11 protein-coding genes are annotated in these 14,901 nt (G+C 67.9%); 3 read left to right on the top strand and 8 right to left on the bottom strand.

What is annotated here, in order from left to right; genetic code table 11:
- Positions 1-69: 69 nt before the first annotated feature.
- From ACUXVH_RS16150 to ACUXVH_RS16115, 8 genes are all read right to left on the bottom strand, one after another.
- Positions 70-528: an REP-associated tyrosine transposase gene (locus ACUXVH_RS16150; protein WP_210672391.1), complete on the bottom strand. Its 459-nt coding sequence runs from the start codon at positions 526-528 to the stop codon at positions 70-72.
- Positions 529-714: 186 nt separating this feature from the next.
- Entirely contained in the window at positions 715-2,505 is a 1,791-nt protein-coding gene (locus ACUXVH_RS16145; protein WP_445495371.1) for a dipeptide ABC transporter ATP-binding protein, read from the bottom strand.
- Positions 2,502-3,347 (bottom strand): ABC transporter permease, encoded by an 846-nt coding sequence (locus tag ACUXVH_RS16140; RefSeq protein WP_169891568.1) that lies wholly within the window; start codon positions 3,345-3,347, stop codon positions 2,502-2,504. The genes ACUXVH_RS16145 and ACUXVH_RS16140 overlap by 4 nt, the downstream gene beginning before the upstream one ends.
- 23 nt (positions 3,348-3,370) lie before the next feature.
- Positions 3,371-4,432: an ABC transporter permease gene (locus tag ACUXVH_RS16135; protein ID WP_445495368.1), complete on the bottom strand. Its 1,062-nt coding sequence runs from the start codon at positions 4,430-4,432 to the stop codon at positions 3,371-3,373.
- Positions 4,425-5,996 (bottom strand): ABC transporter substrate-binding protein, encoded by a 1,572-nt coding sequence (locus ACUXVH_RS16130; protein WP_015635724.1) that lies wholly within the window; start codon positions 5,994-5,996, stop codon positions 4,425-4,427. The genes ACUXVH_RS16135 and ACUXVH_RS16130 overlap by 8 nt, the downstream gene beginning before the upstream one ends.
- A 10-nt stretch (positions 5,997-6,006) precedes the next feature.
- Positions 6,007-7,206 carry an LLM class flavin-dependent oxidoreductase gene (locus ACUXVH_RS16125; protein WP_065364129.1) on the bottom strand — a complete coding sequence of 400 codons (1,200 nt, stop codon included), beginning with the start codon at positions 7,204-7,206 and terminating at the stop codon, positions 6,007-6,009.
- Between the two features lie 187 nt (positions 7,207-7,393).
- Entirely contained in the window at positions 7,394-8,125 is a 732-nt protein-coding gene (locus tag ACUXVH_RS16120; protein ID WP_041118341.1) for a class II aldolase/adducin family protein, read from the bottom strand.
- 15 nt (positions 8,126-8,140) lie between these two features.
- On the bottom strand, positions 8,141-9,196 hold the full coding sequence (locus ACUXVH_RS16115) for an ABC transporter substrate-binding protein (RefSeq protein WP_077934177.1): 1,056 nt from the start codon (positions 9,194-9,196) through the stop codon (positions 8,141-8,143).
- A gap of 465 nt (positions 9,197-9,661) precedes the next feature.
- Here ACUXVH_RS16115 and ACUXVH_RS16110 point away from each other — a divergent pair, with 465 nt between their 5' ends.
- From ACUXVH_RS16110 to ACUXVH_RS16100, 3 genes are all read left to right on the top strand, one after another.
- Positions 9,662-10,909: an acyl-CoA dehydrogenase family protein gene (locus tag ACUXVH_RS16110; protein WP_445495365.1), complete on the top strand. Its 1,248-nt coding sequence runs from the start codon at positions 9,662-9,664 to the stop codon at positions 10,907-10,909.
- 241 nt (positions 10,910-11,150) lie between these two features.
- Positions 11,151-12,932 carry an ABC transporter ATP-binding protein gene (locus ACUXVH_RS16105; protein ID WP_123473433.1) on the top strand — a complete coding sequence of 594 codons (1,782 nt, stop codon included), beginning with the start codon at positions 11,151-11,153 and terminating at the stop codon, positions 12,930-12,932.
- A complete protein-coding gene (locus tag ACUXVH_RS16100; protein WP_342402223.1) occupies positions 12,925-14,832 on the top strand; it encodes an ABC transporter ATP-binding protein in 1,908 nt (635 codons plus the stop codon). Before ACUXVH_RS16105 ends, ACUXVH_RS16100 begins: the two co-directional genes overlap by 8 nt.
- Positions 14,833-14,901 lie beyond the last annotated feature (69 nt).

Here is a 14,901-nt window from a genome sequence, read left to right as displayed (position 1 = left end):
GGCTTGCCAGCGAAGGCGTCGGCAGATTCGCCACATGCCTTTCGGGCCCCTTCGCCGGCAAGCCGGCTCCTACAGCCAGATGGCGTCCCAGAGGGGGTAATCGTGCACGCGGGTGACCAGGCCGGCGCGAATCGGGTTGGCGACTATGTAACGGGAGCCCCCCAGCAGGTTCTCTTCCCGGCGCAGTGCGCGGTCGTGGTAACCCTTTTGCCAGACGCGACCGGTTCGCTGCAGGCAAGCATTGATGTCCCGTGCGCTGCGGGATTTGATGTCGCGCATCAGGGCCGATAGCGAGCCCGTCCCCAGCGCCAGCAGCCAGTGGAAATGATCAGGTATCACCACCCAGGCCAGGGAACTGGCACGACCTTCAAGTTGGGCCTGGTGCAGTTGTCGCACCAACAGGCGGCCGATACGCCAATCACCAAAGAATGGTTCGCGGTGGTGGGTCACAGCAGTGAGCAGGTAGACCTGGCCGGTTTGAGAGTAGCGCCCGGTACGCAGCCGGTTGCCGTGGAAGCGCTGGGGCATTGCGATGCCCTCCGTGTGACGGATACACAAGCCAAGGCTAACCCGTGGGTACGGGTGCGCCGGGGCATTGTGGATCCGGGTATTTCTGGGAGGGTCTCTTCGCCGGCAAGCCGGCTCCTACGGGTGAGCGCTGGCCTTGCAGGAGCTGGCTTGCCAGCGAAGGCGGTGCAAGAGTTTCTGAAGATGTCACCCAAGCCGTGGCGAATTCTCCAGCAGGGTCCGGGTGTAGATGTGCTCGGGTCGGTCCAGCACGGCGTCCACTGCGCCCTGCTCCACCACCCGTCCCTGCTTGAGCACCAGCACCCGGTCGGCAATGGCCCGTACCACGCCCAGGTCATGGGTGACGAACAGCAGGGTCAGGCCTTCGTCTTGCAACTGGCGCAGGAGCGCGAGGATCGAGGCCTGTACCGAGACGTCCAGGGCCGAGGTGACTTCATCGCAGATCAGCAGTTTGGGTTCGCTCACCAGGGCCCGGGCAATCGCCACCCGCTGTCGTTCGCCCCCGGACAGGCTGTGGGGATAGTGGTCCGCCAGGGCCGGCGACAGCGACACCCGTTGCAGCACCGCATGGACCCGCGCCCTGGCCTCGGCCCCCCGGATGCCGAAAAAGTGCTCCAGGGGTGCGCTCAGGGTCTGGTACAGGGTGTGCCGCGGGTTCAGCGCCCGATAGGGGTTCTGGAAAATGTACTGGATCTGGTGCCGCAGCCCTTTGCTCCGCTGCCGGGCCGACAGGCTCAGAGGCTGGCCGGCATACCGCACCCGGCCTTCGGCGTGCTCGCCAAGCCCGGCCAGGGCCCGGGCCAGGCTGGTCTTGCCGGAGCCGGACTCGCCCACCAGCGCCAGGCACTCCCCCGCCACCACTTGCAGGCTGACGTCGAACAGCACCTGGCGGTCATAGGCCAGGTTCAGGCCCTGGACCTCCAGCAGCGGCCGTCGTTCGCTGCCGGACACAGCCGCTTGCACCGCCACCACGGGCGCCGGCATGGGCAACGCCTGCCGATAAGGGTCGATACAGGCCACCTGGACATCAGTTGCAAGCCCTTGCAGCAACGGCTCGCCCGCTGTGCATTGGGCACCCTGGCGCGGGCACCGGGGCGCGAAGGCACACCCCGCCGGCCGCTGCCCCGGCGCCGGGGCCTGCCCAGGTATCGCCAGCAGGGGCCGGCGCTGGCCGACATCGGGAATCGCCGCCAGCAGGCCCCGGGTATAGGGGTGGGCCGGCTGGCGAAACAGCGCCTCGCGGGAGGCGCTTTCGACGATCCGCCCGGCGTACATCACCAGCACCCGGTCCACCAGGTCCTTGATCACGGCCAGGTCGTGGGACACATAGATCGCCGCCACACCCAGGCTTTTGCACAGGTGGCGCAAGGTGCCGAGGATGTGCGCCTGGGTGGTCACATCCAGGGCCGTGGTGGGCTCATCGAGCACGATCAGCCGGGGCCGCAGGACAAAGGCCAGGGCCAGCATCACCCGCTGCTGCTGGCCGCCGGACAGCTGATGGGGAAAGCGCCGCAGGAACTCGCGATCCGCCGGCAAGCCCACATCCTTGAGGGTGTCGCGGATCCGCTGCTGCCGCCCGTGGCGGTCCAGGTGCGATGGATGCACCGCCAGGGTTTCCTCCAGCAGGTCGGCAATGCGCAGCGCCGGGTTCAGGGCGGTGGCCGGGTCCTGGGCCACATAGCCGATCAGGCCGCCCCGGGCCCGGCGCAGGTCCTGCGCCGAGAGGTCCAGCAACGACTGCCCGGCCACCTCGACCCGCCCTTCGACAATCCGCGCGCCCCGCCGGGCATGGGCCAGCAGGGCCGTGGCCAGGGTGGTCTTGCCCGAGCCCGACTCCCCCACCAGGCCAAGAATTTCCCCCGCGGCCAGGCTGAAGCCGACCCCGGACAACACCTCCACGCCAGCCGCCAGCTCCACCCGCAACCCCTCAACCTGCAGCACCCGGGCCTCTCGGGTCACTTCCACCACGGCGTTCATGGGCCTTTCTCCCCGATCCGCGCCTGACTGCGGCCGATGCCCTCGGCGAGGATGTTGGTGCCGTAGGCGAACACCCCGATCAGCAGCGCCGGGGCCAGCACCGCCCAGGGCTGGACCAGCAGCCCGGCCTGGTTCTCGTTGATCATCAGCCCCCAGTCGGCGGCCGGCGGCGCCACCCCATAGCCGAGGAAGCTCAGCCCCGACAGCATGCCCACGCCCCAGGTCAGCATGTTGCCGAAGTGCACCAGCAGCGGCGTGAGGATGTTCGGCAGGATTTCCCCAGAGAGGATCCGCCAGCGCGAATAGCCCATCATCTGCGCCGCCTCGACGAACTCCTGCCCCGCCACCGCCACCGCGCTGCCCCGGGCCAGGCGCACCACCCCGGGGGTGAAGGCGATGGCCACGGTGAGCACGATCAACCAGGGCGCGCGCCCCAGCATCGAAACGATCAACAGCACCAGGATCAGGTCGGGAAAGGCCAGGGACACATCTGCCAACCAACTGATCAACGTGTCCAGCCGGCGCCGCGAAAGGCCGGCCAGCAACCCCAGGGCGCCGCCCACCAGCAGGGCGATGGAGGCCGCCGCCAGGGACATCCACAACACCGACAGGCCCCCGCTGAGCAACCGCGAAAGCACGTCGTGGCCAAGAAAGTCATGGCCGAGCCAGGCGCCGGCAGCGGGCGCGCCGTATACCGGGCCCAGCATGTCGGTGCTGCCATGGGGCGCCAGCCAGGGCCCGAACAGCGCCAGCAGTACCACCAGCAAGGTGATGAATGCGCCCTTGCGGGTTTGCGGTTCGCCCAGCCACAGGCGCCAGCGGGAAATGCGTAAGTCGTTCATGGATAGGTCCTCATGCCGCAGGTTCAGGGAGCCTTGGGCGCCGAGCGGCGCCACCAGGGCTGGAGGCCTCGTCGGTTGCGGCGGATCAGGCCGGCCCGCCGCGCCGTACGCAACTTGGGGGTCAGCAGCACCGTGGCCAGGTCTGCCAACAGGTTGATCAGCACCACCCCCAGGGTGATCACCAGCACGATGGCCTGGATCATCGGCAGATCGCGCATCTGGATCGCCGAGTTGAGGGCGGTGCCGATCCCCGGATAGCTGAACACCACTTCCGCCAGCAGGGCCCCGCCGATCAGGGTGCGCAGGGTCAGGGCCAGCCCCTGCACCGCCGGCACCAGGGCATTGGCCAGGGTGTGGCGCCAGACGATGCGCCACTCAGGGATGCCCCGCAGCCTCGCGGCGATCACATAGTCCGATTCCAGGGCCTCGATCATTGCCGCGCGCACCATGCGCGTCAGGTAGGGCAAGGCCGACAGGCTCAAGGCCAGCACCGGCAGTATCAGGAATTGCAGCTGGCGCCACAGTGCCAACTGGGGGTCGAGGATCGACACCGCCGGCAGCAGGTCCATGTGGGGCATGGAAAACAGCAGCACCAGGCCAATGGCCAGAAGAAAACCCGGGGTAGCCTTGAGGAAGATCAGCAACGACAGGCTCAAGCGGTCCAGGCGGCTATCACGACGCAGGGCCAGGGTCACCCCCAGCAGCAGCGCCGCGGGCACCACCAACGCGATGACCCCGGCCAGCAACGCCAGGGTGTAGCCCAGGCGCGCGAAGAGGACGTCGGCCACAGGCGCGCTGGAATCCAGGGACTGCCCCAGATCGCCTTCCAGGGTCTGGCCCAGCCAGTGCAGATACTGCTCCAGCAGGGGCCGGTCCAGCCCCAGTTGCCGTTGCAGGGTGAGGATGCTTTCCAGTGGCGCGTCGGGGCCAAGGATCACTCGCGCCGGGTCCGAGGGCAGCGCCTGGGTGGCGATGAACACCACCAGGCTGATGACCCAGGCCGTGAGCAGGCCGTAGCCCAGGCGGCCGACGAACCAGGACAGCCAGGCCGGGCTACGGGGCGTGTTGCGGCAGGTGTCAGGCATGGTTCAACCACATTTCGTCAAAGCGCCAGGAGGCGAAGGTCGTCTGTTCCGGCACGAGCCCGCCAACCCGCACCGAGGCCGCGTCCAGCACATCGTTGAAGCCCCAGATCAGCAGCCCGCCGCGCTGGTGCTGGATGGCCTGGGCTTCGTGCACCCATTGCCGGCGCAGTTGCAGATCGGGCTGGGCCAGGGCCTGCTGGTACAGCTGGGTGAATCGCGGGTCGTGAAAGTTGCTGCGGTTGTAGATGGCCTGGGGAGCGTCGTTGTGCAGCGCCGAGGCAAGAAAGCCCCGGGCCGGCGTGGCCCCGGGCGACAGCAGCCACTGTTCGCGCTGGGGGCCGTTGAACACCGAAGCGTCAACCTGGGTCACCTTGACCTCGACCCCGGCCCTCTTCGCCTGCTGGGCGAACACCAGCGCCGCGTTCACCCCCGGGCCCGGGGTGGTGGTCAGCTCCACCCGCAGGTCGCTGTGCCCGGCCTGACGCAACAGCGAACGGGCCTGTTCCAGGTCATGGGGCCGCTGGGCAATGCCGTGGTTGTAGGTGGGGTCGTGGGGCGAATACAGGTCATTGGCGACTCGGCCGAAACCATTGAGCCCACGGTCCACCAGCTCCTGGCGGTCGGCCAGCAGGCGGAATGCCTGGCGCACCCGCACATCCTGGAACGGCGCCTTGGCCAGATTGAGGTTGAAGCCGGTGAAAGAAGTACTCGGCGAGGCGTAGAAGCGCAGCCGCGGATCGGCCTTGAGCAGCGCGCTGTGCTCGGCCTGTACGCCGCTGGCCACGTCGATCTGCCCGGCCCGCAGCGCCGCCGCCCGCGACACCTGGTCCTTGAACTCGATGATCTCCAGTTCGTCGGCGTAGGGCTGGCCGGGCTTGTAGTAGTTCTCGAAACGGCTGTACAGCGAGCGCTGGCCGGGAATGAAGCGCTTGAGCCGGTAGGGGCCGGCGCCCACCGGGTTGGTCTGCGGGTGGTAGTCGGTGGGCACTATGGCACCGAAGCTGATCAGGGTTTCGTCCAGGGGAAAGAAGCTCTGGCCCTGTTTGAAGCGGATTTCGATGGTGCGCTGATCGAGCTTGCGCAGGGCCTGGCGATCGATGGCCCCCACCAGCCCGGCAAAGGGCGAAGCCAGTTGCGGGTCGGTCAGGCGCAGGATGGAAAACAGCATGTCGTCGGCGCCGATGCTCTTGCCGTGGTGGAACTCCAGCCCCGGCTTGATGCGGATGGTCCAGACGCTGGCGTCGGCATTGGGCTCGGCGAACTCCGCCAGGGCCAGCCGGGTGCTGACGTCCGGGTTCCATTCCCAGAACTTGCTGTACAGCGCCCAGCCGCGAATGATCCCGCCGCCCACCGGTTTGTGGGCGTCGAGATTGCCGGACTGGTCGCCATCGATGATCCCCACCCGCAGGCGCCCGCCGCGCACCGGGGTGCCGGGCAGCAGCGGCGCGGCACCGGGCGCCGCACCGTTGTCACAGCCGCTGAGCAGGCTGCTGCCCAGCAACAGGCCGCCACCGGCGGCCAGGGAATGGCCGAGGAATACCCGGCGGGAAAATGCCTCGCTCATGGCTCGCTCCTCAGGCCTGCTCGGTGGCCTTGGCCGGTTGCCTGGCCACCAGCGTGGCGCCCAGGCGCGGCACCTCGAAACCGTGGTCCAGGTCCAGCAGCGGGAACAGCAGGTCGGCCACCCGGTGGGCCTCGTCGATCAGCGGAAAGCCCGAAAGGATGAAGGCCGAAGTGCCCTGCTCTTCGTATTCACGAATGCGCTCGGCCACTTGCCGCGCGCTGCCCACCAGGTAGGTGCCGGCGGCGGGCCCGAGAATGTTGAAACCGAACAGGCTCGGGCCGAGCCAGACATTGGGGTAGATCTCCAGGTCCCGGGCCTTGGGCAGGCGGCCGGCGCGGATCGCCTCGACATTGCGCTGGATCTGCGGGTCGTCGCTGTGGAAGCTGTCCAGGGTTTCCCCCGGCGGCAACTGGCGTTCGATGGAAGCCCGGGCGGTCTGCAGCGAGGTGCGCTGCAGCAGTTTCTCGGCGTGGGCCCAGGCCTCCTCCTCGGTTTCCCGGACGATGATCTGCAGGCGCGTACCGAAGCTCAGCTCACGGCCGATCTTCGCCGCCTCGGCGGCCACCTTGCGGAATTTCTCGCCGAGTTTCGGCGGCGTGTCGGCAAAGCTCAGGTACACATCCAGCAACTGCACTGAATGGGCCACTCCCGGGCCGGAGGTGCCGGCGCCCCACAGCGGGATGCCGGGGCGTTGCCTCGGCGCGTGCCAGCCGCCCAGGGGATGGCCGGCCGCGGCCGGCGAGCGCGGCGCCAGCTTGACGTAGCGGCCGTCGTAGCCGTCGGTGTCCCCGGCATAGAAGCCCTGGAACGCCCGCCAGTACTCCAGGCTGAAGTCATAGCGCTCATCGTGGGGATAGTGCACCCCCAGGGTGGCCAGCCCGGCGTCACTGCCGTTGACCACGTTGAACAGCAGGCGGCCGTTGGAGAACTGATCGAAGGTCAGCGCCCATTTGGCCAGCACCGCCGGCGACAACTCCCCCGGGTGCTGTGCCACCAAAAAGCGCAAGCGCTGGGTGGCATCGATCAGCGCCGCCGAGACCGCCAGGCTTTCATTGGGGCTCGAACCCAGCAGCGAACCGTAGTAGCCCAGGCGATCGCTGGCCACCGCCAGTTGCTTGAGGTGCTGGAAATCGGTGTTCCAGCGCCCTTCCGGCTCCCAGGGATAGGGGCCGTCGGGGGTGGTGAGGTACCAGAGAATCTTGACTGCCATGTAGCTGTTCCTTGAATGATTGAAGCCTGTACAGCCATCGCTGCCCCGCCCACCGCCCACCCCCACCGCGTAGGAGCCGGCTTGCCGGCGAAGAGGCCCTCAAGCCTTGTATCGCCCTTGCGGGCGCTTTCGCTGGCAAGCCAGCTCCTACAACAGCTCCGATAGCCGCTGCCCGGGGGGCGGCAGGTCAGCTGCGGCGGTCGATGGCGGGCACCAGGCCGAGCTCCGTGGCGCGCTCGTACAGGCCGCTCATCTTCCATTGCTGGGTCAGTACGCCTGGGCCATAAGGGCGGGAGCCACCCAGGGCGTCGGCCAGCAGTTGCAGTTGCGCGCCCTCTTCCAGCAACAGGATGAATTCCGCCGTGGCCCGCAGGCCCTGCTTGCCCCATACCGTGGAGCCGCCGTTGGCTTCGAGAATCGCCAGGTTGAAGGGGTTCTGGGCAATGCTGTCGAGGATGAAGTCCACCTCGGGCTGGCGCCGGTCGATGTACACCGGCAGCTCCCGGGCCAGCTGGTAGCGCTGCACCGGCACATAGTGGAACGGCAGCGTGCGGTGGGTCTGCGCCCAGGCGCCCAGGTACGGCGAATGCACGTGGGACACGGTGGTGATATCGGAGTGTTGCTGGAACAGTTTGGTGTAGCGACCGAGGCCACCCTTGCCCTGGCCGAGGATCACCTTGCCGGCAAAGTCGGTGACCGTGGCCTGCAACGGTTTGCGGTAGTTCCACGGGCCGCCGTAGTTCACCGAGACCAGCAGTTCCTGGCCCGGTACCCGCTCGATGAAGCCCACGGTGCCGTTGGCGGTGATGGTCTGGGTTTCGCGGAACACGGTGAACGCCTGTTCGGCCTCCAGCAGCACCTGATCGATGAAGGCCTGCAGTTCCTGGGTAATGGGTTGTTCGTTGATCAATACGGTCATGGCAATTCTCCGGGTTCAGGCGCGGCGCTGGGCCAGCAGTTCATGGGCGGCGTGCAAGGGACGTGGGTCGACCCAGTCGGCAATGGCGAAATCCCGTTCCAGGAAGCCATGGCGATAGAGGAAGTTTTTCTGGATATCGAGAAACTCCAGGCGCTGCGGCGACAGGTCCGGCGCCAGGGTGGTGTGGAAATCGCCGCGGTAGGCCTCATTCACCCCGGCACTGCCGGCCCGGGTTTCCTCTTCCAGGATGGCGTTCAGGGCCGGCCGGTTGTGGGCCGCCCAGTCGGCGGCGCGCAGGGTCTGGGCGAGAAAGCGCACCACCAGGTCGAAGTGATTGTCCAAGAGGCTCTGGTGCACGGTGATCGGTCGCGGCGTGCCGTTGTTGATGCGGTAGCGCGGCTCGGCGACCAGGTCCAGGTCGATGCCCACCACCAGCCCCAGGCGCCGCGCGGCATCGGCGGCGGCAGCCCCCTTGACGTAGACCGCGTCCACCTCGCCGCGCACCAGGTAGTCCAGGCCGGACCACAGGCGCTGCAACCCTTCCTGGGGCGAGGCGGCGCGCTCCTGGTCCTGCAATGCCACTTCCACCAGTTGCACGTCGTCGAAACCCAGGCCCGCCAGGCTCAACGCGCCCTTGTAGCCGTGCAGGCTCATGGCCCGGGCGATGCTGCCCGGGCGGTTTTCGCCCCAGGCCGGCAGCGCCAGGCGCTTGCCCTTGAGGTGCTCGGGGCGGCTGATGCCGGAATCCGGGCGCACCAGCAAGGTTTGCCATTCCTCGATCCAGGTCAGGCCGATCAGCCGGCTGGGGGAACCGGCGGCGCGGGCAGCCAGGGCCGGCACGTTGCCGCCCTCGCGAAACAGCCCGGGCAACTGATGATCGTAATGGTGATGGCCCAGTTGCCGGGCTTCCTGCAGGGTCGCGACCGGCAGGCCGTCGGCGGCAAACTCCTCGCTGAGCCAGCCCAGCTTGTAGGCGATCCCGGAAGCCGTGGGCACCGGGCAGCGGGTGAACCAGATCTGCTCCAGTTCAGGCTGGGCAGCGGACGTGGGCAATGTGGCGGCAAGCGTCATGAACGAGTTCCTGTGCAATGGCTGTTGCCAGGGCTATTGCAGCGCCCGTGCCAACCGGGCAAGGCCCCGGATTACGGGGCCGGGGCCGCTGCCCGCGAAACCGGCACCTCGCCGACTGCTGCCCGACCAGCAGCATTGCGCAGCGACTGCTGCTGTCGGAGCAACGGGCCGACGAGCATTGCTGCTGGAGCAGCAGCAGGCGTTTTAGCACCCATTGCGCACCCGCCCGCCAGCCTTGTCGCACAAGGCCTGCAACGGATTTTCAGCACACTGAAAAGGCCCTGGCGCAGAACTTGCTCAAGCCTCCTCAGATCCAGCCCTTTTTCGTAGGAGCTGGCTTGCCGGCGAAGGCGTCGCCAAGACCGGCGCCAGGCTCAAGGGCCCTTTCGCCGGCAAGCCGGCTCCTACGGATCAGGTCGATACACACGCCCCTGGGGGCAGATTTCTTCAGATAGAGGTACCAGCATGAGTAGCGTTCAAGCCCTTCCTGTCACTCCGGTCCGTGTCCTGGGCAGCGAGGCCGAAGCCATCGCCGTGGCCCGGGAAATCGCCACGGAAATCGCCGCCATCGCCGCCGACAGCCAGGCCAACGGCCAGTTGCCGCGGCGCCAGGCGCAGTTGCTGTCCGACAGCGGCCTGACCGCCATCGGTGTGCCCAAGGCCTTCGGTGGCCTGGGGGCCTCGGTGGCCACCATCGTCGAAACGGTGCGCCTGATCTCGGTGGCCGATGGCGGTGTGGGCCAGTTGCTGCAGATCCACAACGTGATGCTGCGGGGCATCTTCAACGGTTACCCGGATGCCGTGCGCGACCGCGTGGTCAGCGATGTGCTGGCCGGCAAGCGCCTGGGCAATGCCCTGGCGGAGATCGGCGGCAAGAACAAGTTCGCCCTCAAGACCCGTATCGAGCGCCGCGCCGACGGCAAGCTGATCCTTAACGGCAGCAAGTTCTACTCCACCGGTTCCTACCTGGCCGAATGGATTTCCCTGACCGCCGCCAGCGAAGAAGGCGGCGCCGGGGTGCTGCTCAACCGCAACGCTCCGGGCCTGACCCTGGTGGACGACTGGCATGCCTTCGGCCAGCAGAATTCGGTCAGCGGCACGGTGCTGTTCGACAACGTCGAACTGGACGAAGACTTTGTCTCGCCGCGCAAGGGCCCGATGAAACGCACCGGCCTGACCTTCCCGCAGATCCTCCATGCGGCCATCGACACCGGGATCGCCGCCGGAGCCCTGGGGGCCGCGGTGGACTACCTCAAGCAGCACGCCCGGCCCTGGGTGGAAAGCGGCGTCGACCACGCCAGCGAAGAGCCGCACATCATCAAGCAGATCGGTGAATACGCGGTGGCCCTGCGTGCTGCCGAATCCTTGCTGCGCGATGCCGCGCGGGTGTTCGACGAACACGAGCAGGACCCGGACAACAAGGAACTGCAGGACCAGCTGATCCTGTCCGTGGCCACCGCCCGGGCCCATTCCGACAGCGCCTCGCTGAAGATCTCCAGCGACATCTTCTCGCTGTTGGGGGCCAGTTCCTCCCTGAGCAAATGGAACCTCGACCGCTTCTGGCGCAATGCCCGGGTGCACACCACCCACGACCCGATCCGCTGGCGCCTGCACCACGTGGGCAACTACTACCTCAACGGCGTCGACCCGGGCGAATACACCGCGATCCTCAACGCCAAGGAGCAACAGGGCGCGACCCGCCCCGCGCCATAACCCCAACCACCGCCATCCCTCGTAGGAGCTGGCTTGCCAGCGAAAGCGTCCTCAAGACCGACACAAGGCTCGGGGGCCTCTTCGCCGGCAAGCCGGCTCCTACCAATAACCATGGCATCACGCACACCGTAGGAGCTGGCTCGCCAGCGAAGGCGTCCTCAAGACCGACACAAGGCTCGAGGGCCTCTTCGCCGGCAAGCCGGCTCCTACGGGGGTGGCCGATTTTTTGAACGAGCCCTGCATGATCGAAAAACACCCTCTTTTGCGCGCGCTGGCGATCTACCGGGAAGTGCCCTGGCGCTTCACCCTGGTGGCGCTGCTCTATGTCGCCGTCAACCTCGGGCTGGTCTGGCAGCAGTGGCTGATCGGCCATGCGGTCAACGATGTCAGCAGCGGGCAGGCGGTAAAGCACCTGGCCGACGGCAGCCTGGATGCCAGCCTGGGCTGGTACTGGCTGTGGCTGCTGCTGGCGGTGGCCCTGGGCCGCGGCCTGTTGCAGTACGCCGCCACGGTGTTGTCCCTGGTGCTCAGCCAGGAACTGCTGACCCGCCTGCGCGAGCGCATCCTGCAGCAGGTCCAGGGCCTGCACCTGGGCTACCACTGGCAGCACGGCATGGGTGAAATGATCACCCGTACCACCCGCGATGCAGACAAGGTCCGCGATGCCCTGATCAGCTTCTGGCGCCAGGTGGTGGAAACGCCCCTGGTGGTGCTGGCCACGGTCGGCCTGCTGGCCTGGTACAGCCCCTGGCTGGCGGTGGTGCCGCTGCTGCTCACCGCCTGCGGACTGTGGATCTTCGTGCGCCAGACCGAGCACCTGGTGAGCCTCGACCGCGCAGTGGGCGCTGCCTACGACCGGGTCAACCAGGACCTCAGCGAGGGCATCGGCGGGGTGCGGGTGATCAAGTCCTTCGCCCTGGAGCACAGCCGCATCCAGGGTTTTGCCGCCCAGGTCGGGCTGTTCGCCGAGCACGCCCGCCGGGCCCTGGCCTATTCCAGTTCGCGTATCCCCCTGCCCCAGGCCGTGGTCGCCCTCAGCCACGTGTGGATCCTGGTCTACGGCGCTCATCAGGTGGCGGCCGGGCAGCTGGGGATCGGCGAGCTGGTCAGCGCCCTGCTGATCGTGACCACCCTGGTGTTTCGCATCGAAGGCATCGGCCGGGTGATGCAGACCTTCGCCGATGCCCGCTCCAGTGCCGAGCGCATCTGGCAGTTGCTGGACGAGCCGCTGCACATCCGCAGTGGCAACGCCCGGCTGCCCCAGGCGCCCCTGGGGTTGCGCCTGGAGGGGGTCAGCGTCAGCGCCCCCGGCGGTGGCCGGAAGATTCTCGATGACTGCTCCCTGAGCCTTGAGCCCGGCGAGGTGGTAGCCCTGGTGGGCGCCACCGGCACCGGCAAGAGCCTGTTGGCCAGCCTCCTGCCGCGCCTCACCGAGGCCGGTGCCGGCCGGGTGCTGCTGGGCTCGGAACTCAGCGGCTGGCAGGACGTGCGCGACCTGGACCTGCAACAGCTGCGGCGCCGGGTGCATGTGGTGCCCCAGGAAAGCTTCCTGTTTTCCGACACCCTGGCGGCCAACCTGCGCCTCACGGCCCCCGACGCCAGCCACCGGCAACTGCGCCAGGGCCTGGCCCTGGCAGCCGCCGAAGACGTACTGGAACGCTTGCCCCAAGGGCTGGACAGCCGCCTCGGCGATCGCGGGGTCACCCTCTCCGGTGGCCAGCGCCAGCGCCTGAGCCTGGCCCGGGCGCTGCTGGGGGAGCCGGACATTCTCTGCCTCGACGACGCCACCAGCGCCCTGGACGCCATCAGCGAACGCCAGGTGCTGGACAACATCCGCCAGTTGCGCCGAGACCAGGGCCGGGCCACCACCTTGCTGGTGATCTCCAGCAAGCTCTCGACCATTCTCCTGGCGGACCGGGTGTTGCTGCTGCAGGACGGGCGAATCCGTGCCAGCGGCCGCCACGCCGAGCTGCTCAAGACCAACGCCCACTACCGCGACCTGCTGGGAGTCGACCATGGCTAATCCAATCGCCGGCAAGGCCCTGAGCGATATCGAAATCGAGGAAATGCTTGCCCGCCAGGCCCTGGACCGCAGCATGCTGTCGCGCCTGCTGCCCCTGCTGCGGCCGATCCGCGGCCCGATCCTGACGGTGATCGGCATCGAGTTGCTGCTGGTGTTCACGGTGTTCCTGCGGCCCTGGTTCGTGCGCGAACTGCTGGACCGCGGGCTGGTCCCGGACCAGGGTCACTGGCTGCTGGACGAGTCCCTGGTGCTGTGGCTGGGCCTGGGGCTGGCGGCCAGCTGGCTGGGGCGCTTCGTCCTGGCCGGGCTGTCGCAGTTCGTCGCCGGCAGCGCGGCAATCCGGGTGCTCAACGACCTGCGGGTCAAGGTCTTTGCCCATATCCAGGCCCTGAGCGTCAGCTACTTCGACCAGACCCGCGCCGGGCGCATCATTTCCCGCGCCGACCGCGACGTCGACAGCCTGGAGCCGCTGCTGATCCAGGGTCCGCCGGAGCTGCTGGGGGCCCTGCTGCGCTGCGGCCTGGCGGCGCTGATGCTGTGGCGCATCGACCCGCGCTTCTTCCTCAGCCTGGCGGCCACGGTGCCGCTGCTGGCGCTGGCGACCTGGGGCTTCAAGCGCATCTCCCAGCGCAACTGGGCCAGGGTCGCGGAGAACCGCAGCCGCTTCACCGCGCACCTGGTGGAAAGCGTCAGCGGCGCGCGCATGCTCCAGCAATGCGGGCAGCAGGAACCCAACCTGCAGCGCTATCGCGGCCTGCTGGATGACTTCAACCAGGCGCTGATCCGCGGCAGCCTGCGCTCCAGCTGGTTCGCCCCATTCACTGCGCTGCTCAGCACCGCCGGCATGGCCGCGCTGCTGCTGGTGGGCGGCTATGGGCTGGCCGATAACCAGATCAGCGTTGGCCAGATGGCGGAAAGCCTGTTCTACGTGTTTCTGTTTCTGGGCCCGTTGCAGGAACTCTCTGACCTGTTCGAACGCTACGCCACCGGCTCGGCCTCGGCGCAGCGGATCTTTCTGCTGCTGGACACCCGGCCCCAGGTCCTCGACCCGGCCCAGCCCCAGCGCATGCAGCGGGCCCGGGGCGAGGTCGGTTTCGAACAGGTGCGGTTCGCCTACGACCCCAGGAGCAAAAACGCGGTGATCCAGAACCTGGATCTGCAGATCAAGGCCGGCGAAGTGCTGGCGATTGTCGGCCCCTCGGGCCATGGCAAAAGTACCCTGGTGCAGTTGCTGACCCGTTTCTACGACGTTCAGGGCGGCGCCGTGACGCTCGACGGCGTGGACATCCGGCACCTGGCCCAGCACGACCTGCGCCGGGCCGTGGGCGTGGTGCTGCAGGACAATGTGCTGTTCAGCGGCACTATCCTCGACAACCTGCGCCTGGCAGCCCCCGGCGCCGATGATGCAACGCTGATTGCCGCGGCCCGGGAGCTGGGGGCCGACGAGGTGCTGGAACGCCTGCCCCACCAGTACCACAGCGAGGTCGGCCCCCTGGGTGGACACCTGAGCCATGGCCAGCGGCAACTGGTGTGCCTGGTACGGGCCTACCTGGCCAACCCGGCGGTGCTGGTACTGGACGAAGCCACCTCGGCGGTGGACATCCACACCGAGCGGCGCATCCAGCGCGCCCTGCGCCGGCTGTGCCAGGGGCGCACGGCGATCATCATCGCCCACCGCCTGGCGACCATCCGCGACGCCGACCGGATCGCGGTGATCCGCCACGGCCAACTGGTGGAACAGGGACCGCATCAGCAGTTGATCCGGCAGAACGGCGCCTATGCGGCGTTGTACCAGGCCTATCTGCGTAGCGCCGACCAACCCGGCGGCGCAAACCCCGCGGCCCCTTTCGCCGGCAAGCCGGCTCCTACACAAGCACCGCCGGTATCGCGCCAGCTGTAGGCGCTGGCTTGCCAGCGAAGGCGCCCGCAAGGACAGCACAAGGCTCAAGGGCCTGTTCGCCGGCAAGGA

It is taken from the genome of Pseudomonas sp. 8(2025), assembly GCF_052665325.1.
The sequence above is the reverse complement of the archived record's forward strand: the minus strand, read 5'-3'. Positions and strand labels throughout refer to the sequence as shown.

What these genes read in the sequence shown, in the direction of transcription:
- ACUXVH_RS16125 (WP_065364129.1), bottom strand. Translation starts at nt 7,206, where the DNA reads ATGGCAGTCAAGATTCTCTGGTACCTCACCACCCCCGACGGCCCCTAT.
- ACUXVH_RS16145 (WP_445495371.1), bottom strand. Translation starts at nt 2,505, where the DNA reads ATGAACGCCGTGGTGGAAGTGACCCGAGAGGCCCGGGTGCTGCAGGTT.
- ACUXVH_RS16140 (WP_169891568.1), bottom strand. Translation starts at nt 3,347, where the DNA reads ATGAACGACTTACGCATTTCCCGCTGGCGCCTGTGGCTGGGCGAACCG.
- ACUXVH_RS16105 (WP_123473433.1), top strand. Translation starts at nt 11,151, where the DNA reads ATGATCGAAAAACACCCTCTTTTGCGCGCGCTGGCGATCTACCGGGAA.
- ACUXVH_RS16120 (WP_041118341.1), bottom strand. Translation starts at nt 8,125, where the DNA reads ATGACCGTATTGATCAACGAACAACCCATTACCCAGGAACTGCAGGCC.
- ACUXVH_RS16115 (WP_077934177.1), bottom strand. Translation starts at nt 9,196, where the DNA reads ATGACGCTTGCCGCCACATTGCCCACGTCCGCTGCCCAGCCTGAACTG.
- ACUXVH_RS16150 (WP_210672391.1), bottom strand. Translation starts at nt 528, where the DNA reads ATGCCCCAGCGCTTCCACGGCAACCGGCTGCGTACCGGGCGCTACTCT.
- ACUXVH_RS16130 (WP_015635724.1), bottom strand. Translation starts at nt 5,996, where the DNA reads ATGAGCGAGGCATTTTCCCGCCGGGTATTCCTCGGCCATTCCCTGGCC.
- ACUXVH_RS16100 (WP_342402223.1), top strand. Translation starts at nt 12,925, where the DNA reads ATGGCTAATCCAATCGCCGGCAAGGCCCTGAGCGATATCGAAATCGAG.
- ACUXVH_RS16135 (WP_445495368.1), bottom strand. Translation starts at nt 4,432, where the DNA reads ATGCCTGACACCTGCCGCAACACGCCCCGTAGCCCGGCCTGGCTGTCC.
- ACUXVH_RS16110 (WP_445495365.1), top strand. Translation starts at nt 9,662, where the DNA reads ATGAGTAGCGTTCAAGCCCTTCCTGTCACTCCGGTCCGTGTCCTGGGC.